Genomic DNA, 19,844 nt, shown 5'->3' on the forward strand with positions numbered 1-19,844 from the left:
TGCAGAAGTGGCGGATCCTGGACGCTGAATAGTACCGAAAGTTGTCAAGATGACTTGACAATTCGATCAGCCAGCTTGGCTTCCGTCGACCCGCTCCGACAGCGGAAAACGGATCGTGCAGCGAAGGCCGTCGGGCTCGAAGGTAAGGTCGGTCTTCGCTTTCAGTTCGTATTCGAGCGTGCGCGTCAGGACCTCGGTGCCGAAGCCGTGATGGGATGGTTCGGCAACGGGAGCGGTGTCGGTTTCCTTCCAGACGAAGGTCAGCATCGGCGCCGGGCCGTCGCTTGCGACGCTCCAACGGATTTCGATGGTCCCGTCGCCGCCCAGGGCACCGTGCTCGACGGCATTGACGGCGAGTTCATGCACGGCGAGTGCAAGCACCTGTCCGGCCCGGGCCTGCAGATGCAGGTCGGGCCCAGCAAACGTGACCCGCTCACCGTCGCGCGCCTGATAGTGCAGGAGTTCATCGGCCAGCAGCTTGTGGAAGTCGATCGCGCCCTGTTCGTCGGCGATCGCTTGGGCGCGCATCAAGGCGTCGAGACGATCCTCGAGATGTCCCACATAGGTATCGAGATCGTGACGTTTGCTGGCTGACTTTCGGATGATGGTCCGCAGCATAGCCACAGTGCTGCGCAGGCGATGGCGGAGTTCGCCGGGGGCATCACGCTTGTCGAGCAGTCGCCGCAGGCGGCGATTGTCGGCCTCGAGTTCGGCTATCCGGCTGTTGGTGTCATCGGTCGGCATGGGTCTCACCGCGTGGTCGTTCCGAGGTCAGAGCCGTCGGTGTTCAGCAGCGACAGCGGGCCGAACAGGTGCAGATATCCTGCATCGAAGAACGACAATTCGCGCAGTCCTTCGAGGTTGTGAATCGTCAAGCGGCGACCGCGCAGCGAAATCATGCCCGTCCGTCTCAGCTCCTGCAGCGAGCGGTTGATGTGTACCATCGACATGCCGAGCAGATCGCCGAGGTCGGCCTGCGTGATCGGCATTTCGTAGGACAGTTCGTCCTCGTCGACGAGGCCGACCAATCCGAGCCGCAGATGAAGCTCGCAAAACAGGTGTCCGAGCCGTTCGGTCGCGGTTCGCCGTCCGAGGCTGACGAGGTGCTCGCGCTCGATCGCGGAGGCGACCAGCAGGTCCCACCACAGCGCTTCCTCGATCCGTGGACTGAGCTGCGCCGCGCTGCGGACCGCATCCGTCCGCACCCGCGCGATCACCGCAGGCGTGAGGGTTCCGATCGGATGGTCCATGAAGCGGGGAAGCGCGCCGAACGGCTCGCACAGGTCGCCTGGCAGGAACAGGGAGATGATCTGGCGGCGACCGTTCTCCAGCGTGGTATAGCGGCAGGCCCAGCCCTCGACCAGAAGCGGCAGATAGTGCGGTTGTCCGCCGACCGGCGCGAGATCCTCCCGGGCGCCGATGCAGCGGCTCGACTGGGTGAGACGGAGGAGAATCTCCTCGCTGTCCTTTGTCAACCGAGCTCCGTGCCGAAGCTTGCGCAGGAACGGGTGAACCATCGGTACGCCTTTATGATTGGCTTCATCGGGCGACGCGGGATCATCTCCGCCGAGACAGTGTGCACAAAGAACACGTCCACGTCGAACTAATGCAAAACATGCGTCTCTTTGAAAAACGTCCGGCCGGCGGTTGTCGCTCTCCATGGGCGGCGACGGGCAGGCGACGCTAGACCCGGCTCCCACGCAACACGCTCCCGACGGAATGGTTCCCGTCGGGCCGCGACAGTCGGCTGCACCAGCCTCGGCTCGATCGAGGAACGACTGCGACGCTCAACGCTTATGGGGCTATGGACGACGACAAACTCGAAGCCAAGCGCACCGGCAACGAACCTGCTCCGATCCTATTGCTGGTGGTCGCGGTGGCTCCCTTGGTCGCGATCGCGGCCTGGCTGCTGGGCCTGTTTGGCTGACGTCAGAGGCTGTTTGCTGCGACCAGCGCCTGCTGCTGCAGCGCATTCCCCGGCGCCGCGCGCTCGGCGCGGTCGCGTGATGCAGGCTGCCAGACGAGATACTCAAGAACACCTTCGCCATTAATGCTTTCGAGCACTTCGAGATCGCCGCCTACAAGTCGCTGCTGTCGCTCGCCGACATCGCCGGGTTGAGCTCTGCCAAGCCGCTGCTGCAGGAGTCATTGAAGGAGGAGGAAGCGATGGCGGCGTGGATCGACCAGGATATCGATAGCGTCACGCGCTCATACGTTCAGGCCCAGGCGGCCTGAGGTCGCTAAGCTGATCGATTGCAAGACGGTGGCCGGGTTCAGCCCGGCCGTTTGCGGTTTGGGCTTCTTTCCGACCCCTCTCCGGAGAAGCGCTTAGCAGGCAGCGCGTTCGGGTTTGTTCCAGGCCTCCATGCGTCGCTACGTCGACAAGTGAAAGGACGTAGACCGGGACGAGGCCCGGCATCATGAGCGATGGATCGTTCGGCGACGTCCGGACGTCGCTTACGGCCTCATCACCACCTTGATGCAGCCGTCCTTCTTGTCGCGGAAGGTCTTGTAGAGTTCTGGGCCTTCGTCGAGCGTAGCGCGGTGGGTGATCACGAAGGACGGGTCGATCTCGCCCTGTTGGATACGGCCGAGCAATTGCGGCAGATACTGCTGCACCGGGGTCTGCGCCATCCGCATCGTCAGGCCTCGGTTGATGGCCGAGCCCATCGGGATCTTGTCGAGCAGTCCGCCATAAACGCCGACGATCGACACCGTGCCGAAGTTGCGGCAGCAGTGGATCGCCTGGCGCAGCACGTGCGGCCGGTCGGTGCCCATGAAGGTCGCCACTTTCACGCGGTCGATCATCGAGTCGAGGCTCGCGGTCGCGGCGGCTTCGGTTCCGACCGCGTCGATACATGCGTCGGCGCCGCGACCGTTGGTGAGATCCTGGATCTTGTCATAGACGTCGTCGTCCATGAAGTTGATGACGATCGCGCCGGACTGCCGCGCTAATTCCATCCGCTCCGGCACGGTGTCGATCGCGATCACACGCTCGGCGCCGAGTAGGAAGGCGCTCTTGACCGCCATCTGTCCGACCGGGCCGCAGCCCCACACCGCGACGGTCTCGCCGCCCTTCAGGTTGCAGAAGTCCGCCGCCATGAAGCCGGTGGGGAAGATGTCGGACAGGAACAGCACCTGTTCGTCGGTCAAACCATCCGGCACCTTGATCGGCCCGACATCTGCGTAAGGGATACGCAGATACTCGGCCTGGCCTCCCGCATAGCCGCCGAGCATGTGCGAATAGCCGAACAGGCCGGCCGGCGAATGGCCCCACATCTTCACGGCCATCTTGGCGTTCGGGTTCGATCGCTCGCAGCCTGAATAGAAGCCGCGCTGACAGAAGAAGCACTCGCCGCAGGAGATCGTAAACGGAACCACCACGCGATCGCCGACCTTCAGCTTGGTATTCTCGGAGCCGACCTCGACGACTTCACCCATGGTCTCGTGACCGAGCACGTCACCGCTCTGCATCGACGGCATGACGCCGTCCATCAGGTGCAGGTCCGAACCGCAGATCGCGCACGCCGTCACCTTGATGATCGCATCGCGGCCGTGTTGGATTTTCGGATCCGGCACGTTCTCGCAGCGGATGTCGTTCTTGCCGTGCCAGGTCAGAGCTTTCATCTGCGGTCCCTCGTCGTGAATGGTGAGGGAGAAAGCCTCGGCCGTTCGGATGTTCCTGCGCTCCTGACGAGGGAGTATCCCTCTTGGCTGCCATCGCTCGGTTCGACCGATTCAATCGGCGGCGCACCGTCGCTGACCGCTGTCCGGCTGGCATGCGATCGTCCTGACGCTGCGTCGAGATCCTGGGCCTTGTGCGGGTCGAGGCGGCGTGCTTAACCCGAGGTTGTACCGGTGCCTCTCGCCGAGAGAGGTGAAACGGGAATGCGGTGCGGGGCGATGCCCCAATGCCGCAGCTGCCCTCGCAACTGTGGGCGGATCGGAGCGTCCTCGCATGCCACTGACCAGATCGGTCGGGAAGGCGGACGCGCCGGATATCCGCGAGCCAGGAGACCGGCCGGTACAAGGTGTGCAACTCGTTCGGCGATGGGCCGGCGGAGGATGTCGTCTTGACCAGAACAGCTGCGCCGCGTCACGGCGCTCGTGCGTCCGTCGCTTCGAATGAGCGGCGGTTGTGCCGTTGGCGTTCCCGCTTGTTGCTGATGATCACCGCGGTTGGCCTGCTGGCGTCGCCGGCGGTTGCGGCGCCGAAGCGGATCGCCTCGATCAATATGTGCACCGACCAGCTTTTGATCGCGTTGGCCGATCCGGAGCAGATCGTTGGGCTTGGGCCCTATGCGCGTGACCCGCGGCTGTCGTGGCTGGCGCAGGAGGCCGAGCGGTTTCCCAAGCTGTCCGGTGAGGCAGAGGATCTGCTGATGCTGGCGCCCGACGTGGTGCTGGCCGGCCGCTATGGCAAGCGTGCCACCCGCGAACTGCTGCGCGCGCAGAACATTCCGCTCGAGGAGTTCGACGTGCCGCGGACGATCGACGAGGTCAAAGCGCAGATCCAGCGGACCGGCGAGCTCCTCGGCCATCCCGAGCGATCGGATGCCATGATCGCTGCGATCGACAAGGCCGCGCTACGCGCGCGGCAGACCGCGTCACGGTGGCACGGCCGGGTACTGGCGCTGTCGCGGCGCGGCTGGGTGACCGGCGGCGACAGCCTGCTCAGCTCACTGCTGCAGACCGTCGGGCTGTCGAACTCCGCTTCCGATCTCGGATTCGCCTATGGCGGCTTTGCCTCGCTCGAAGCCATCGTGGCATCGCGGCCGGATCTGTTGCTGGTGTCCGAAGAGCAGCCGGTGGCTGAGGATCAGGGCAAGGCTCTGCTGCTGCATCCCGCAATCCAGCAGGCCTATCCGGCCAGCCGCCGCATCGTCATTCCCGATCAGCTCACGGTCTGCGGCGGCGCAATGCTGCCAGTTGCGCTCGACCGGCTATCCGATGCGATGGAGCAGATCAGCCAGAGGCGGGGCGTTGCGGCCGCCGCGCCGCGGCAGTGAGCTGAGTCGTCATCGCCGGTCGCGCGCCGGCGCTCAGCTCTCTTCCAATGCAGCACCGTACAGGATCATGCAGGGGCCGGATGGCCGATCGGCGGTGAGCCGGGCTGCGATCTCGCTGACGCTGCCTCGCTGCACGTTGGTCGCGTCTGTGCCGAGGCTTTCGACCATCACGGCCGGCGTCGCCGCGTTCAGGCCGCGTGCGATCAGTTGCGCCACAAGGGCGGGGAAGGTGGCCTTGCCCATATAGACGCAGGTCGTGGCCGTCGCGTCGGCCAGCGCTGCGAGGTCGAGATCGCGCGGCAGGCGGCCGTCGACATCATGGCCGGTGACGAACTGCACCCGGCGCGCGACGCCGCGCTTGGTCAGCGACGCGCCGATCGCAGCTGCGGCTGCAGTCGCGGTGGTGATGCCGGGGACGATCTCGACGGCGATGCCGGCATCGCGCGCGGCGCGCAGCTCCTCGTCGGCGCGGGCGAAAAGCGTCGGATCGCCGGCCTTCAGCCGCACCACATGCTTGCCGCGGAGCGCGTAGCTGATCGCGAGACGGCTGACTTCGTCCTGGCGCGGCGAGGGATGGCCGGCGCGCTTGCCGACCGCGACGAGCTCGGCATCGGGATGCAGATAGGCCATGAAGTCTTCGCCGGCGAGGTCGTCATACAGCACGACGTCGGCGGCCTGCAGGCGCTTGATCGCGCGCAGCGTCAGCAGGTCGGCATCACCCGGGCCGGCGCCGACCAGCGTGATGCGGCCAGCTGCCGGAGCGCTTTCAATCAACTTGGACATCAGGCGATCGCCTCCTCGGCGACATCGATCAGATGGAAGAACGTGCCGGTGACGTGCCCGCGGCGGCTGCCGGTCTCATCAGTGAGTTGGCCGGCGGGATCACGAATCTCGGCGAGCGGTTCGTCCGCCACGGTGACGACGCGCGCGTAGTGATATTCGTGGCCGCGCAGCACGCTGCCCGCGGCGTGGCCGGCCGCGGCTGCGTGCAAGGTCGCGAGGCGGTAGCCGAGATGCAGCTTGCGACTGGCGAAGTCGGTTTCGAGACCGAGCAGTCCGGCCATCGCATGGCGCGTGCCGTCGGCGTCGATCAGGCCGGCGCCGAGCGTCATGTAGCCGCCGCACTCGCCGTGCACCGGGCGCGTCTCGGCGAAAGCGCCGAGCGCCGCCTTGAACCGCGTGGCGGCCGCGAGCCGCCCGGCGTGGAGTTCGGGATAGCCGCCCGGCAGCCACGCGGCGTCGCAGGACGGATCGGGGCCTTCATCGTTCAGCGGCGAGAACGGCACGATCTCAGCTCCGGCGGCACGCCAGCCGGCGGTGAGATGCGGATAGATGAAGGAGAACGCATCGTCATGCGCCAGCGCGATGCGCTGGCCGGGTGGCGTCAGCGGCCGGATCGTCGATGCGATCGGGCGCGCCGGTTGCGCGGCGCGGATCAGCGCGTCGAGGTCGATACCGCGCGTAGCGCTGTCGGCGAGCTGCTGCAGGTGGGTGTCGAGCTTCGCGGTCTCGCGTGCTTGCACCAGGCCGAGATGGCGGTTCTTCAGCGTGAGATCGCGTTGCCGCTCGAAGCATCCCAGCACCGCTATGTCGTGCGCGTCGAAGCCGTCGCGGACTAGCGCTTCATGGCGCTGGCTGGCGACGTTGTTGAGGATGACGCCGGCGATGCGGACATCGCTGCGATAGCGGGCGAAGCCGAGCGCCAGCGCGGCCGCCGACTGCGCCTGGCCGGCGACGTCGATCACCAGCACTACCGGCCATCCGGTGAACGCGGCGATATCGGCGGTCGCGCCGTTACCCCAGGCGCCACGGGCGCTGCCGCCGTCGAACAGCCCCATCACGCCTTCGGCGAGGCAGAGATCGGCGCCGGCCGCGGCATCGAGCAGGTAGGTGATGCGGTCCTGGCCGAACGCCCAGGAATCCAGATTGTAGCAGGGCCGGCCGGCCGCGATCTCGTGGAACGCCGGATCGATATAGTCGGGGCCGCATTTGTAGGGCTGCACGGTGAGGCTGCGGCGGCGGAGCGCCGCGTGCAGCGCCAGCGTCACCGTGGTCTTGCCGCTATTGGTCGACGGCGCCGCGATGATCAGTCCAGGCGGTCGGCCGTTCGTCGCTGTTGGGAGGATGTGATCAGTCACGGTCACGGCCGTCCTCTGCCGAGCGGCGATAACGGCGATCGTAGTCGGGTGCGTAGAGCGAGCTCTCGCGGAAATCGGTGGCGGCGAGTGACGGGCCGACCAGGATCAACGCGGTGCGGTCGATGCCTTCGGCGGCGACCTGCGCGGCGATCGAGCTAAGTGTGCCGCGGATCACCTGCTGCTCCGGCCAGCTGGCGCGTACCACCACCGCGACCGCACCGTCGTCGCCATAGTGCGGGCGCAGCCGTTCGACGACGTCGGCGAGTACGTGGATCGACAGATGGATCGCCAGCGTCGCGCCGGTGGCGGCGAAGGCTTCCAGCGTCTCGCGCGGCGGCATCGCCGATGCGCGGCCCGAGGTCCGGGTCAGCACCACGGTCTGGGCGACCTCCGGCAAGGTCAGTTCGCGGCCGAGCACGGCGGCGGCCGCCGCGAACGACGGCACGCCAGGCGTCACGGTGTAGGGAATGCCGTACTGCTCCAGCCGGCGGATCTGTTCGCCCATCGCGCTCCACACCGACAGATCGCCAGAGTGCAGCCGGGCGACGTCGTGGCCGGCTTCGGCAGCCGCAACGAACTCAGCGGTGATGGCGTCGAGGTCGAGCGGGGCGGTATCGACCACGCGCGCGTCCTTAGGGCACAGCGCCACGATCTCTCGCGGGACCAATGAGCCGGCATAGAGACACACCGGGCAGCGCATCACCAAATCGCGGCCGCGCACGGTGATCAGATCGGGCGCGCCGGGGCCGGCGCCGATGAAGTGGACGGTCATGGCAGCGGCTCCTCGATCGCCACCGCGGCCGTCGCGAGGCGATCCTGTGAGATCAAACGGGATACGATCAGCCGCGCGGTCGGTCCGGCGGCAGCCAGCGCCGCTGCTTCGCAGACGCTGCCGACGCCGCGGTGATGCGCGACAACGGCGGAGGACGTGGTGATACGCGCGGCGGCTTGGTCGAGCGCAGTCGGATCGATCGGCAACACGGGCAGAGCCGCCGCCGTCGCGGCCTCGCGCAAGCCGGTGTGGTCGGCTTTGTCGGCGACCGTCGCCAGCGCGGATGGCTGATGTGGCGTGGCGGCGCGGCGCGCGGTTTCGATCACGTCGATGATCGACGACGCGGATGCGGCGGAACGAAAGCCGACGCCGATCACGACCGTGGTCATTTGTGGACGCTCCATTGCACCACTGGCATCGCCGCGCGCCATCCGGTGAGGCCGCCGACCGGGGAGGCGCGCTCGATGCCGAGCCGCAGCAGCTCGCCGCCGTGGCGGTGATGCCAGTCGATCAGCAGCGCTTCGGTCTCCAGCGTCACCGCATTCACGACCAGCCGGCCGCCGGCGGGCAGCGCCTGCCACACTGCATCCATCACGCCTGGACGACCGGCGCCGCCGCCAATGAACACCGCGTTCGGCGTGGGCAGTCCGGCGAGCGCGTCGGGCGCCGCGCCGAGCTGCAGATCGAATTGTGGCACGCCGAGCGCCTCGGCATTGGCGCGCGCGGTGGCGAGACGGTCGGGCCGAGTCTCGATCCCGATCGCGCGATTGCTACGCGCCGCCAGCAGCCATTCGATCCCGATCGAGCCGGCACCGGCGCCGATGTCCCAGAGCAGCTCATGGCCGCGCGGCGCCAGCGTCGACAGCGTGACGGCGCGGATCTCGCGCTTGGTGAGCTGGCCGTCGTGCTGAAACAGCTCGTCCGGCAGGCCGCTAACGCAGGGCATGATCACGGCGTTCGGCTCGGCGACGACGGCGATGCTGAGTGCGACCGGCGCGGTGACGTCGGGGAAGGCGAAGATCGACGCGGTGGTCCGCCGCAAGCGCTCGCGCGGGCCGCCGAGCGCTTCGAGCACGGTGAGTTCGGACGCACCGAAGCCGTTCGTCGCCAGATAGCCCGCGATTTCGCCCACGGCTGCACCATCGCGCACCAGCACGATCAGCCGCGCCTGGGGACGGAGATGCGGACGCAGCGTTGCAACCGGCCGCGCATGCAGGCCGAGCGTCGCTGTGTCTTCTAGGCGCCAGCCGAGCCGTGCCGCCGCCCAAGCAAAGGTCGATGGCGCCGGGACGGCGGTCCATTCCTTTACCGCGAGATGATCGGCCAGCACTGATCCCGCGCCGTGCCAGAACGGATCGCCGGAGCACAGCACGACCACGCGCCGGCCACGCTGCGCCAGCAGGTCGGGGAGCGAAGCCGCGAACGGCACGCGCCACGGCAAGGAGGGCTTGTTCAGAGCGGCGACGAGGGCGAGGTGGCGATCGCCGCCAACGACCAGCTCGGCTGCGTCCAGGAGTGCCCGCGCGCGGGCCGATATCCCGTCGAGGCCGTCCTCGCCGATTCCGACGATGGACAGCCAGGGCTGCGCCGTGTCATCGCTGCTGATCATGACGCTCCCTTCATCGCATCGCTCGCGCGTATTGATCCTGGGCGGCACCGCCGATGCATCGGCGCTGGCACGGACCATCGCCGCCGAGCCGGCCATCGACGCGGTGCTGTCGTTCGCCGGCCGCACCGATCAGCCGAAGCCGCCGCCGATTCCGTTTCGGATCGGAGGCTTCGGCGGCATCAGCGGCTTGGCCGATTACTTGCGCGCCGAGCGGATCGAGCGTGTCGTCGACGCGACGCATCCGTTCGCGGCGCAGATGAGCCGTCATGCGGCGATCGCCTGCGCCGACGTCGGGGTGCCGCTGTTGGCGCTGGAGCGGCCGGCCTGGCAGGCGGTCGCCGGCGATCGCTGGACCGAAGTCGAAGATCTCGATCAGGCGGTGGGCGCGCTCGGCGCGGCGCCGCGGCGGGTGTTTCTCGGCATCGGCCGGCAGAACCTCGAGCTGTTCGCGGCGCAGCCGCAGCACGCGTATCTGGTGCGGCTGGTCGATCCGCCGCGCGGACCGCTGCCGCTGCCGAATGTCGAGGTGGTTGTCGCGCGCGGACCGTTCGATCTCGCCGGCGACCTTGCGATGCTGCAGGCGCACCGCACCGAAATCGTCGTCGCCAAGAACGCCGGCGGCGAGGCTGCCGTTGCCAAGATCACCGCAGCGCGTGAACTCGGGCTGCCGGTGATCATGGTGAAGCGGCCCGCGGTACCGGATCGGCGCAGTGTCGCCACGGTCGCCGACGTGATGGCTTGGCTCGGTCACGAGGCCGCTCCAGAGAACCGCGGGGTGTAGACGAAAGCGGCGCCGCTGCGACGCGGAATGATCCGGGTCTGCGACGAGCCGATCATCACCAGCGTTCGCATGTCGGCGCGTTGCGGCACCGCCTCGCCGAGCGGAGCCACGTCGATACGTTCGCGCGGATCGCTGATAGCGGTCGCAAAGATCACCGGCACCGACGCCGGATGTATGGAGCGTAGCAGCTCGAACGCGCGGCCGAGCTGCCAGGGCCGTGCCTTCGAGATCGGGTTATACAGCGCGATCACAAAATCGGCTTCGGCCGCCGCGCGCAGCCGCTTCTCGACGGTCTCCCACGGCTTGAGATTGTCCGACAGGTTGATCGCGCAGAAATCGTGGCCGAGCGGCGCGCCGATCCGCGCCGCGGCGGCGAACATCGCGCTGATGCCGGGCAGGATGCGGATGTCGAGCTCGCGCCACGACGGATCGCCGGCCTCGATCGCTTCGAACAGCGCCGCTGCCATCGCGAACACGCCCGGATCGCCAGAGGAGACGATCACGACGTGCCGGCCCTCGGTCGCCAGCCGCAGCGCGAAGCCGGCGCGATCGAGCTCTTCGCGATTGTCGGAAGCGTGCCGCTGCAAGCCGTCGCGTTCGGCGACTCGAGCCACATAAGGCGCGTAGCCGACGATGTCCGTGGCGCGCGCCAGGGCTGCGCTGACTTCCGGTGTGATCAGTTCCTGCGCGCCGGGCCCGAGGCCGGCAACCACCACTGATCCAGTCATGGCCGGCGCCCCTGTCCGTGGACCAGCACAATCGAGAAGTAGGGCGCGTCGTCGGTCGTCTTCTCGGCGAGCGGCATCACCACCTGATCGGCCATCGCGCCACGCTCGACATAGATCGCGCGATCGAGCAGTCCGGCGTCGTCGAGCGCGCGGCGCACCTTCGGCAGATTGCGGCCGAGCTTCATGATCACGATCGCATCGCCGGTGGCGAACGCCGCCTTCAGACGCGCCGGCCCGAGCGTCGCGGGCACCACACAGAGCACATCATCACCATAAGTGATCGGCGTGCCGCTCGCGGTCCAGCACGCCGCCATGCCGGAAATGCCAGGCACCACTTCGACACGCACCCCCGGCGCCAGCCGGCTATGCAGATGCATAAACGAGCCGTAGAGGAACGGGTCGCCTTCGCACAGCACGACGACGTCGCGGCCTTGCGCGATGTGCTCGCCGAGCCGCGCGACGCATTGTTCATAGAAGCTGCGTAGCGTCGCCGCATAGGCCGGATCGTCGAGCGCGATCTCGGTCGTCACCGGATAATCCATCGGCTCTTCGATCACGCCGTCCGGCAACAGGCCGTCGGCGATGCGGCGCGCGTGTCCCGGGCGTCCGGCTTTGCGGAAATACGCCACCACCTTGGCGGCACCGATCAGCCGCGCGGCGCGGACGCTCATCAGATCGGGCGCGCCGGGGCCGACGCCGACGCCATAGATCGTCGGTGTGTTCATTCGCGTTCGCTCGCCAGCGCGTTGATCGCTGCCGCGGTCATCGCGCTGCCGCCGCGACGGCCGCGCACGATCACGCAAGGCGAGGGCGAGTCCGCCAACAGCGCCTCCTTGGACTCGGCCGCGCCGACGAAACCGACCGGGATGCCGATAATCGCCGCGGGGCGAGGTGCGCCGGGCTCGGCAAGGATTTCGAGCAGGCGGAACAACGCGGTCGGCGCGTTGCCGATCGCGACCACCGCGCCCTGCATCCGGTCGCGCCACAGATCGACCGCGGCGGCCGACCGGGTGGTGCCGAGCTTTGCGGCGAAGGCCGGGACATCGGGATGGTTCAGCGTGCAGATTACTTCGTTGTCGGCCGGCAGCCGCTTGCGAGTGACGCCGTTGGCGACCATCTGCGCGTCGCACAGGATCGGTGCGCCGGCCTGCAGCGCGGCGCGGCCTGCCGCGACGAAGCCGGGCGTGAACGCGATGTCTCCTGCGACTTCGACCATGCCGCTGGCGTGAATGATCCGTACCGCAATCTTTTCCTCGTCGGCGGTGAACCGATCGAGAGCGGCTTCGGCGCGGATGATCGAAAACGACTGACGATAGATCGCGTCGCCGTCTCGTTCGTAAGCGTAGGTCATCGGACGGCGTCCTCGATCAGCTCGGGGAGAATGGAGGGATGCGGGTCTGCATCGGCGGTCGCGCTCTCGCTCGGCGCATCCATCGCGGTGATGCTGAGGCCCGCGGCGAGGGCGAGCTGCATCAGGATGGCGCGTGCGGCATGGCTGGCGCGTTGTGCGTACAGCTTGTTGAGGCGGCGGAGCGTGGTAGGCGGCAGGTTGGTGATCAGCTCGCTTGGAACCTCGTGCGGCTCGCCGGAAGTGAGGACCGCGAAGGCGATCCGCTGGCTGCTGGCGAAGGCTGTGACCGCTTCGACGGCATCACGGTCGGGATGCGCCTGATCCGGCAGCACGATCAGGATTGCGCACAACAACGACGAATCGAGCGAGCGCTCGCACGCCTGTGCGGCGAAGGAGGCGAGATCGCTGGCGCGCAACCGATTCGGTTTGGCGGGCCACGCGTGTGCGAAGGCCGTCAGCGTCGCGGTGCATGGCGACAGCACTGCGATCTCGGCAGAGTCCGGCCGAAGCGACAGCTGAGAACCGGCGGAGACACCGGGGTGGAGCGCAGTGGGCGGCATCGCGCCGAATCTCGTCGGTTGGCCATCGCGGGTGATGGCTCAAAACCGGCGAACGGACCTGCACTCCGGACCGCCGAAAGACATCCCGGGGCACCCCGCCCGAAACGACGTCAACATAGCAGGCGACGGCAGGTCTCCTGGCTCACGGGTCGTCGCCGACGCGGCCTTCCCGGATATGATCCAGTGGCGTGTAGCGTCGGCTCACCGTTTACAGTTGCGGGGGCAGCTTCGGCGCGACCGCTGCAGGCAGCGATCTTCCGATATTCCCTCTTCGTCCTGTCCGAAGACAGGACACCGTCGGCGCGCGATGTTTGGGACGGAAACAGCGAACTGTCAATCGACCATCATTGGCAACTGGCTGCCGAGGGGCCCCATCAAATTCGCGCCAGCTTGATCGGGATCAAGGCGTATCGCCAGCGGCCTCCGGGGCTTGCGTTGAGGCTCGGCGGTTGCCGTCGATCGCGGCGCGCAGCAGCGCCGCCGCCCGGAACGGGGCGTGCAGCGCCTTGCTGAAGGGCAGCGCGGCAAACAGGCCGAATACCAGTCCGAGATGCGTGCTGAGCAGCAACCCCATCGCGGGCGTGCTGCGGAAGCCGAGCACGGCTAGCCCGCTGGCGCCGACCAGGGCCAGCAGGATCAGAAACGCGACGTTCAGCCGGGTCTCGCCGCGGTCGCTCGGCTCGCGATCAGCCCGCGCTTCCAGTCCCAGCAGCCCGACCGCGCCCACGGTCATCGTCACGCCGCCCACGAGCCCCAGCATCACGGGCAGGCTGCCAACCGGGTAGGGGGCTGCCACGCCTAGCAGATGGTGATAGGCCGCGGCGACCATCGTGGAGAGACCGCTGAGCACGAAGCCGCCGGCGGTGAGGTGGTGCAAGATCCTGCGCCGGTGCGAGGGGGGGGCGCCGTCGTCATGGCAGCCGGGGCCGCCGCCGCCGAGATGGCGCAGCGTGATGATGTCGGAGAGTGCAACCGGCAGCGCGCGCATGATCTCGCTGATCGTCACCCCCGGCGCGATTGTGCGCCAGTATCGCAGGGTCGCCAGCGTGATCGCAATCACCGCCCACGCGAACGTGCCGCCTGCGAGCCCGGCCATCGCCGGCCACGGCAGCATGCGATAGAACGCGCCTTCGCGCGCGTCCGCCGCAAATAGCATCTCTGTCGAACCGGTGCTCAACACAAGCGCGAATGTGATCAGCTGCGCGAGCGCGACGGTGGCGGGCACTGCGAGCGACGACGCGCGAAAGGCGCGCCCGAGCGTCGGCGGCCATAGATGGTCCGCATAGGAGCGCTGCCTCAGTTCGGCGAACGTCGCCGGCAGATTGACGGCGAACGGATGCGGCGGCGCATATTGGCAATCGTGCCAACAGCCCTGGCAGTTGTGGCACAGGTTCGACATGTAGCTGACGTCACTCAGGCTGAAACCGTGCTTGCCGTCGATCGCCGGAAACACCGGGCAGAGCCCGTCGCAATACATGCAGGCGCTGCAGATCCGCAGCACGCGCTCGGCCTCGAGCATCGGATCAGCCGCGGACATGGCGCGCCGCCTCCTCGCCGGCGATCTGGCCGAACACCGCCGACAGGGTGATGCCGAGCCCGGCGAGATAGCCGAGGCGCAGTACATTCGCGGCCATGATCATACCGGCGGCGAACAGATCGTCGTGACGGCGTCCGTCTGCCTGGACTACCCGCATCGTGGCATCGACCTTGATGCCGTAGTGCACGAACGTCAGCCCTGGCCGCATCGGATAGGCGAAGAATGGCGGCACTGCGATGGTGCGCGCGGCGTTGGCCGGCGCGGCATTGAAGTCGTCGATGTTCTGCAACAATGCGGCCGGATCAATCGCGAGCGTGGCCGCCAGTTCCCCGAGGCTCGGCGCGGTGATCGGTGCCAGAGCCGACGGCGCGGCGCGTGCGAGCCCTCGGGCATCGAGCAGTAGATAAGCAAGTTGGCCGGGACAGTCTGCGATCCTTGGTCCCCATTTGGCGTAGTGCGTCGGCTGCGATCCGGCCCCTGCGACGTCGATACGCGCGCCGGATCGGTCGACCACGAGGCCGAGCGGAATGGATGTGATTCGAGTGACGATGCCGCCGTCGAACTGCGGGCCGCGCGCATCGACCGGAACGACATGGCATGTAGTCGGATCGCCGATCGCACAGCCGCCGGCCCCGATCAGCAGATCGAGCAGGCGGCCGTCGGCATAAGGCGTGCCGCGGACCATCCAGCCCTCGGCAGTGCTGCCGAAATTGGCGCGCAGCCACGCCTGATCGGCGCCCGCGCCACCGGCACAGACGACGACGCTACGGGTGCGGATCGGGTCGTCAGCGCCGGTGCTACGCACGTTGATGGTCCAGCCGCCGCCCTCGCTGCGGAGAATCGATCGGACCTCGCTGTCGTAGTTGATTGCGATGCCTAGCCGCTCGGCAGATGCGTACAACGCATTGATCATCGCCTTGCCGCCACCGAGCGGAAACGCGGTGCGTCGGGAATACGGCATCACCCCGGTGCCTGGTGGCTGCAGGTGCACGCCGTGGTCGATCAGCCAGCCGGCGATGCTGTGCGCGCGTTCAATCAGTAGCTCCGTCAGCGCCCGGTCAGTGTCGTCGCCCGTCACGCTGCGCAGCTCGGCGCGCAATTCTTCCGCCGTGTAGCGATCGGGGACGTAGTCGAGCGGCGTCTCGTGTGTCAGCCGGAAATTGCGACCGTGGCGCGCATTGCCGCCGCGCAAGGGCCGCGGCGCCGCTTCGAGCAGGCGGACCACAGCGCCGCCCCGGCGCGCGGCAATTGCTGCGCAAAGACCGGCGATTCCGCCGCCTATCACCGTCACATCCCACAGCAAGATGCGGTCAATCCGGTCGAGATGATGCGCCTGGGCCGCTCGATAGCGGCGAGGGAAAGCGCGGCCTGGTGGACCTTCGTCTTAGAGGGCGGCTCCGGGATATTGTCAATCTTGCGTCGGCGGCATCGCCGTGCTGTGGTGCCGCTCGCTTCGGTGCCCTTCGTTCGAAGGGTGAAACGGGAATGCGGTGCGGCGAGCAATCGCCAAGTCCGCGGCTGCCCCCGCAACTGTAAGCGGATCGTCTCCGGTCACTCCGCCACTGAGTTCGGCATCCTAGAGCCGCTCGGGAAGGCGACCGGGACAATGTCCGCGAGCCAGGAGACCGGCCGAAGTCCGCAACCAAGCCATTCGACGGTGGGTCGAAGAAGGACACAGACATGCCGCACCGACCGCCGACCTGACGCGCGCCTCCGTTTGTCGCGGAGAAACCCGTCGTCGCCCGAACGACCGCACGCGCGGACAGTTTCGCTGTCGCCGCTGCAATTGTCGTTCGCGCGTCCTGACTGCCCCGCAGAAGCGGCGGCAGAGCATTCCGATTGCCGAGCTTTGCGATGCACGCGCCCTTGCTTGAACCCCGTATCCTGTCCGTTCCGCCGGTCGATCCCGCCCATGAGCCAGAGCTGCGAGCCCGGCTCGACGGCAAAGCGAAGCCGCCGGGCTCGCTCGGCCGGCTCGAAGATCTCGCCGTGCAGCTCGGGCTGATCTGGCACCCGGCGCCGCCGCGGGCCGAGCGTGCGTCGGTGTTCATCTTCGCCGGCGACCACGGTCTCGCCGCCGACCGGGTCTCGCCGTATCCGGCGAGCGTAACGCGTTCGATGGTCGAAGCTTATCTGGCGGACTGCGCCGGCGTGAACGTTCTTGCGAAAGCGGCGGCGACCGAGGTGCGGATCGTCGACGGTGGCATCGATGCCGATATGCCGCCAAACCCCAAACTGATCGATCGCAAGATCCGGCGCGGCACCCGCAACGCCCGCCACGAACCGGCAATGACTCACCAGGAGGCCGCGCGTGCGATCACCGCGGCGGCCGATCTGGTGCGTGAGGATATCGCAGGTGGGCTCGACATCGTCGCGATCGGGGAGATGGGAATCGGCAACACCACTTCTGCCGCGCTGATCACTCACGCGCTGACAGCGGCGCCTATCTTCGAGTGCGTTGGCCGCGGCGCCGGGATGGATGATGCCGGCGTCGCGCACAAGCGCGCTATCGTCGAACAGGCGGCGGCGCGGGCGCAACCGACGGCGCCGCTCGACGTGCTGGCCGAGTTCGGCGGCTTCGATATCGCGATGATGGCTGGCGCAGTGCTCGGCGCCGCAGCTTCGCGGCGGCCGGTGGTGATCGATGGTTTCATCGCCAGCGCGGCGGCGCTGCTCGCGGTGCGGCTGCAGCCCGCCGCGCGCGATTACTGCGTGTTCTCGCATCGCTCGGCCGAGCGGGGCCACCGCGTGCTGCTCGAAGCGATGCAGGCGACGCCGTATCTCGATCTAGGCTTGCGGCTCGGCGAGGGCACCGGTGCGCTGATGACCGTTCCGCTGCTGCGCGCCGCCGCTGGCATCCTCAACGATCTCGCCGCGCTTTCGGACGTGCTGGCGGGCCGGATCGGACCCTGCGCGTGAGCCGGCAGATCCAGTCCCTGCTCAACGCCGTGCAGTTCATGACGCTGGTGCCGACGCCGCGCACCGCGCAGTTCGACGACGACTGGCTGCTGAGCGCATCGAAGTACTTTCCGCTGGTCGGCGCCGGGATCGGCCTGGTCTGCGGCGGAGTGCTGCTCGCAAGCTCGCTGATCTGGTCGGGTGTGGTGCCGGCGATGATGGCTGTGGCGGCGGGGGCGGCGCTGACCGGCGCGCTACACGAAGACGGCATTGCCGACACAGCTGACGGCTTGTTCGGCGGCCGCACGCGCGAGCAGCGCCTGGCGCTGATCAAGGACAGCCGCCTTGGCCTGTATGGCGCGGTGGCGCTGGTACTCAGTTTTGCAATTCGCGTCGCAGCGCTGGCGAGCCTGCCGCCGTGGCTCGGCGTCGCCACTCTGGTGGCCGGCTATAGTCTGGGGCGGACCGGCATCGTCGCGGCGATGTCGGCGCTGCCTTATGCCGGCGACGCTGCCACCGGCAAGCTGAGCTATCCGACGCGCGCGATCGGCACTGCAGGCTGGTTCGGTCTGGCTGCGTTCAGCGTGCTCGGGGCGACGTGGCTGGTCATGCTCAATCCGCCAGCGGCGATTGCGGGGCTGCTGGTCGCGGGTGTGTTCGGCTTGGCGGCCCCGTGGATCGCGCTCCGGCTGATCGGCGGCTATCGCGGCGACGTGCTTGGCGCCACTGAACAGATGATCCAGATCGGCCTGTTCCTCGGCGTCGTGGCGATGGCCGGCCATGGCTAAGTGATGCCGCCGCTGCCGATCACGTTCGACCGCAGGCGCGCGCGCCTGCGCTGCTTCCTCTCAACTCCATGCCATCTGGTGGTTTTATGACCGACGCCCATGTCGAGGAGCTCATCTCCCGGATCCAATTCACGCCGCGCACCACCACCGGTCCGCGGCGCGCCCGCTCGCTGATGATCCAGGGCACCAGTTCGGACGTCGGCAAGAGCATGGTGGTCGCCGGGCTGTGCCGCGCCTTCAGCCGGCGCGGACTGGTGGTGCGTCCGTTCAAGGCGCAGAACATGAGCAACAACGCCGCGGTCGCCTCGGACTCGGATCTGCCGCCCGGTCCGAACGGCGAACAGGTCCGAGGCGAGATCGGCCGCGCGCAGGCGCTGCAGGCGCGCGCCTGCCGTGTGGCACCGTCGATCCACATGAACCCGGTGCTGCTGAAGCCGCAGTCGGAAATCGGCGCCCAGGTGGTGCTGCGCGGACGCGTGCTCGGCAACTGCCCGGCGCGAATCTATCACCACATGCGGCAGCGGCTGATTCCGGCGGTGGTCGACAGCTTCGAGCGGCTCGCTGCCGAGGCTGATTTGGTGCTAGTCGAAGGCGCCGGCAGCGGCGCCGAGGTTTACTTGCGCGCCTCCGACATCACCAACATGCGGTTCGCCGAGGCGGCCGATCTGCCGGTCGTGTTTCTGTCGGACATCGATCGCGGCGGGACCATGGCGGCATTGGTCGGCAGCTACGTGCTGCTGAGCGAGGGCGATCGGGCCCGCGTCGTCGGCTATCTGATCAACAAATTCCGCGGCGACTTCTCGCTGTTCGAACCCGGTTGCCGGACCATCACGGCGGAGACCGGCTGGCCGTTCCTCGGCGTGCTGCGCTGGTTTCCCGGCGCCGACCGACTGCCGGCAGAGGACTCGCTGGCGCTGGAGCGCGCCGCGGCGGCGAGCCGGGGCCGGCTCAAGATCGCGGTGCCGCGGCTGCAGCGCGTCGCCAATTTCGACGACCTCGATCCGTTGGTGGCCGAGCCCGACATCGACCTGCAGTGGATTCAGCCGGGCTCGCCGATTCCTGCCGATGTCGATGTCGTGGTGCTGCCGGGCTCGAAAGCGACCCGCACCGAGCTCGACCTGATCCGGCGCGAGGGCTGGGACATCGACATTCACGCTCATGTCCGCCGCGCCGGCCGCGTCGTCGGGCTGTGCGCCGGCTTCCAGATGCTCGGCCGCGTGGTGCGCGATCCGCAAGGCATTGAAGGACCTGCGGGCGAGACCGCTGGGCTTGGTTTGCTCGACATCGAGACCGAGATTTCTGGCGACAAGCGCCTGATCGAGATCGATGCGATCGATCGGGTCAGCGGGTGCCGCGTCGTTGGCTACGAGATGCACATGGGCCGTACCACCGGCCCAGGTCTGGCGCGGCCCTGGCTGAAGCTTGAGGAGGGCGGCACCGAGCGCGCCGAAGGCGCAGTCTCGGCGGACGGCCGCGTCAGCGGCGGCTATCTGCACGGCATTTTCGGCGGCGATGCGTTCCGCTCCGCGTGGTTGGCGCAGATCGGCGCTGCGTCGTCCGGGCTCGATTTCGAACGCCGAGTCGAGGAGACGCTGGACGCGCTCGCCGATCATTGCGAAAGCAATCTCGATCTCGATGCCTTGCTGGCGTTGGCGCGGTGAAGCGGCGTTCGC

Annotated in this window: 22 protein-coding genes and 3 riboswitches; of the genes, 7 read left to right on the forward strand and 15 right to left on the reverse strand. The window is 67.9% G+C overall.

The annotated features are described in order from the left end of the window. Positions 1-66: 66 nt before the first annotated feature. Positions 67-744, reverse strand: coding sequence for an HWE histidine kinase domain-containing protein (locus HZF03_RS10350; protein ID WP_119019347.1), 678 nt, complete (start codon positions 742-744; stop codon positions 67-69). 5 nt (positions 745-749) lie between these two features. Beyond that, a complete protein-coding gene (locus tag HZF03_RS10355) occupies positions 750-1,517 on the reverse strand; it encodes a Crp/Fnr family transcriptional regulator (RefSeq protein ID WP_119019346.1) in 768 nt (255 codons plus the stop codon). Between the two features lie 287 nt (positions 1,518-1,804). Between HZF03_RS10355 and HZF03_RS24540 the strand changes: the two genes are divergently transcribed. Then, positions 1,805-1,927 (forward strand): hypothetical protein, encoded by a 123-nt coding sequence (locus HZF03_RS24540; RefSeq protein WP_276510760.1) that lies wholly within the window; start codon positions 1,805-1,807, stop codon positions 1,925-1,927. Between the two features lie 2 nt (positions 1,928-1,929). On the opposite strand, the gene HZF03_RS24545 is transcribed toward HZF03_RS24540, so the two are convergent. Continuing rightward, on the reverse strand, positions 1,930-2,064 hold the full coding sequence (locus tag HZF03_RS24545) for a hypothetical protein (protein ID WP_276510761.1): 135 nt from the start codon (positions 2,062-2,064) through the stop codon (positions 1,930-1,932). A gap of 6 nt (positions 2,065-2,070) precedes the next feature. Here HZF03_RS24545 and HZF03_RS10360 point away from each other — a divergent pair, with 6 nt between their 5' ends. Further along, complete coding sequence (locus HZF03_RS10360; RefSeq protein ID WP_234832295.1) at positions 2,071-2,235, forward strand: DUF892 family protein; 165 nt, start codon at positions 2,071-2,073, stop codon at positions 2,233-2,235. Between the two features lie 222 nt (positions 2,236-2,457). Here the strand turns inward: HZF03_RS10360 and HZF03_RS10365 are convergent, their stop codons facing one another. Then, positions 2,458-3,627, reverse strand: coding sequence for a zinc-dependent alcohol dehydrogenase (locus HZF03_RS10365; protein WP_119019345.1), 1,170 nt, complete (start codon positions 3,625-3,627; stop codon positions 2,458-2,460). A gap of 212 nt (positions 3,628-3,839) precedes the next feature. Beyond that, a riboswitch (cobalamin riboswitch) is annotated at positions 3,840-4,040 on the forward strand. A 33-nt stretch (positions 4,041-4,073) separates the two neighbouring features. On the opposite strand from HZF03_RS10365, the gene HZF03_RS10370 reads away from it, so the two are divergent. Continuing rightward, positions 4,074-5,009 (forward strand): ABC transporter substrate-binding protein, encoded by a 936-nt coding sequence (locus HZF03_RS10370; RefSeq protein WP_119019361.1) that lies wholly within the window; start codon positions 4,074-4,076, stop codon positions 5,007-5,009. A gap of 33 nt (positions 5,010-5,042) precedes the next feature. Here the strand turns inward: HZF03_RS10370 and cobA are convergent, their stop codons facing one another. Genes cobA through cbiE form a run of 5 tightly spaced genes read right to left on the reverse strand, consistent with a single transcriptional unit; the run spans position 5,043 to position 9,528 of the window. Beyond that, positions 5,043-5,792: a uroporphyrinogen-III C-methyltransferase gene (gene cobA, locus HZF03_RS10375; RefSeq protein WP_119019344.1), complete on the reverse strand. Its 750-nt coding sequence runs from the start codon at positions 5,790-5,792 to the stop codon at positions 5,043-5,045. Beyond that, the gene (locus HZF03_RS10380) at positions 5,792-7,153 is read right to left on the reverse strand and encodes a cobyrinic acid a,c-diamide synthase CobB (protein ID WP_119019343.1); all 1,362 of its coding nucleotides are present in this window, start codon (positions 7,151-7,153) and stop codon (positions 5,792-5,794) included. Before HZF03_RS10380 ends, cobA begins: the two co-directional genes overlap by 1 nt. Next, the gene (gene cobM / locus HZF03_RS10385; protein ID WP_119019342.1) at positions 7,140-7,919 is read right to left on the reverse strand and encodes a precorrin-4 C(11)-methyltransferase; all 780 of its coding nucleotides are present in this window, start codon (positions 7,917-7,919) and stop codon (positions 7,140-7,142) included. Before cobM ends, HZF03_RS10380 begins: the two co-directional genes overlap by 14 nt. Further along, a complete protein-coding gene (locus HZF03_RS10390; RefSeq protein WP_119019341.1) occupies positions 7,916-8,308 on the reverse strand; it encodes a cobalamin biosynthesis protein in 393 nt (130 codons plus the stop codon). The genes cobM and HZF03_RS10390 overlap by 4 nt, the downstream gene beginning before the upstream one ends. Further along, positions 8,305-9,528: a precorrin-6y C5,15-methyltransferase (decarboxylating) subunit CbiE gene (gene cbiE, locus HZF03_RS10395; RefSeq protein WP_119019340.1), complete on the reverse strand. Its 1,224-nt coding sequence runs from the start codon at positions 9,526-9,528 to the stop codon at positions 8,305-8,307. Before cbiE ends, HZF03_RS10390 begins: the two co-directional genes overlap by 4 nt. On the opposite strand from cbiE, the gene HZF03_RS10400 reads away from it, so the two are divergent. Then, complete coding sequence (locus HZF03_RS10400; RefSeq protein WP_179906295.1) at positions 9,527-10,309, forward strand: cobalt-precorrin-6A reductase; 783 nt, start codon at positions 9,527-9,529, stop codon at positions 10,307-10,309. The genes cbiE and HZF03_RS10400 overlap by 2 nt on opposite strands. Here HZF03_RS10400 and cobJ read toward each other — a convergent pair. From cobJ to tcuA, 6 genes are all read right to left on the reverse strand, one after another. Beyond that, positions 10,276-11,037: a precorrin-3B C(17)-methyltransferase gene (gene cobJ, locus HZF03_RS10405; RefSeq protein ID WP_119019338.1), complete on the reverse strand. Its 762-nt coding sequence runs from the start codon at positions 11,035-11,037 to the stop codon at positions 10,276-10,278. The genes HZF03_RS10400 and cobJ overlap by 34 nt on opposite strands. Then, complete coding sequence (locus tag HZF03_RS10410; protein WP_119019337.1) at positions 11,034-11,762, reverse strand: precorrin-2 C(20)-methyltransferase; 729 nt, start codon at positions 11,760-11,762, stop codon at positions 11,034-11,036. The genes cobJ and HZF03_RS10410 overlap by 4 nt, the downstream gene beginning before the upstream one ends. After that, a complete protein-coding gene (locus tag HZF03_RS10415) occupies positions 11,759-12,388 on the reverse strand; it encodes a precorrin-8X methylmutase (protein WP_119019336.1) in 630 nt (209 codons plus the stop codon). The genes HZF03_RS10410 and HZF03_RS10415 overlap by 4 nt, the downstream gene beginning before the upstream one ends. After that, complete coding sequence (locus tag HZF03_RS10420) at positions 12,385-12,948, reverse strand: hypothetical protein (protein WP_119019335.1); 564 nt, start codon at positions 12,946-12,948, stop codon at positions 12,385-12,387. Before HZF03_RS10420 ends, HZF03_RS10415 begins: the two co-directional genes overlap by 4 nt. Positions 12,949-13,058: 110 nt before the next feature. After that, positions 13,059-13,262, reverse strand: a riboswitch (cobalamin riboswitch). Positions 13,263-13,348: 86 nt separating this feature from the next. Further along, positions 13,349-14,485 carry a tricarballylate utilization 4Fe-4S protein TcuB gene (gene tcuB / locus HZF03_RS10425; RefSeq protein WP_119019334.1) on the reverse strand — a complete coding sequence of 379 codons (1,137 nt, stop codon included), beginning with the start codon at positions 14,483-14,485 and terminating at the stop codon, positions 13,349-13,351. Next, positions 14,472-15,776, reverse strand: coding sequence for an FAD-dependent tricarballylate dehydrogenase TcuA (tcuA, locus tag HZF03_RS10430; protein WP_119019360.1), 1,305 nt, complete (start codon positions 15,774-15,776; stop codon positions 14,472-14,474). The genes tcuB and tcuA overlap by 14 nt, the downstream gene beginning before the upstream one ends. A gap of 146 nt (positions 15,777-15,922) precedes the next feature. Further along, positions 15,923-16,133: riboswitch (cobalamin riboswitch) on the forward strand. Between the two features lie 206 nt (positions 16,134-16,339). On the opposite strand from tcuA, the gene cobT reads away from it, so the two are divergent. From cobT to HZF03_RS10445, 3 genes are all read left to right on the forward strand, one after another. Continuing rightward, on the forward strand, positions 16,340-17,404 hold the full coding sequence (gene cobT, locus HZF03_RS10435) for a nicotinate-nucleotide--dimethylbenzimidazole phosphoribosyltransferase (RefSeq protein ID WP_119019333.1): 1,065 nt from the start codon (positions 16,340-16,342) through the stop codon (positions 17,402-17,404). After that, positions 17,401-18,171: an adenosylcobinamide-GDP ribazoletransferase gene (locus HZF03_RS10440; RefSeq protein WP_119019332.1), complete on the forward strand. Its 771-nt coding sequence runs from the start codon at positions 17,401-17,403 to the stop codon at positions 18,169-18,171. Before cobT ends, HZF03_RS10440 begins: the two co-directional genes overlap by 4 nt. 86 nt (positions 18,172-18,257) lie before the next feature. Continuing rightward, complete coding sequence (locus HZF03_RS10445) at positions 18,258-19,832, forward strand: cobyric acid synthase (protein ID WP_119019331.1); 1,575 nt, start codon at positions 18,258-18,260, stop codon at positions 19,830-19,832. The last annotated feature ends 12 nt before the right edge of the window (positions 19,833-19,844 follow it).

Origin of the sequence: Rhodopseudomonas palustris (assembly GCF_013415845.1) — a bacterium.
Lineage (GTDB): Bacteria > Pseudomonadota > Alphaproteobacteria > Rhizobiales > Xanthobacteraceae > Rhodopseudomonas > Rhodopseudomonas palustris_F.